Source organism: Thalassotalea coralli (assembly GCF_055786205.1).
The window spans coordinates 1-239 of the sequence record NZ_JBVVBK010000040.1; the positions used below are offsets into that span (position 1 = coordinate 1).

Consider the following 239-nt stretch of genomic DNA (forward strand, 5'->3'; position numbering starts at 1 on the left):
CCACACTACCATCGGCGCTATTGCATTTCACTTCTGAGTTCGGCATGGGGTCAGGTGGTTCTACAATGCTATTGTCGCTAAGCAAAATCGTTACAAATTTGGAAAGCTTTTCTTATATCTCTACTTCAATCTTCACATTACGTAAAAATCAGTCATTAAAACCATTTGGGTGTTGTATGGTTAAGCCTCACGGGCAATTAGTATCAGTTAGCTCAAGGCCTCACAACCCTTACACACCT

At 41.4% G+C, this 239-nt stretch carries 1 rRNA gene; it reads right to left on the reverse strand.

The window, feature by feature from the left end:
- Nucleotides 1-82: ribosomal RNA gene (rrf, locus tag ACOB80_RS20935) — 5S ribosomal RNA — on the reverse strand; the annotation flags it as partial.
- Between the last annotated feature and the right edge of the window lie 157 nt (nt 83-239).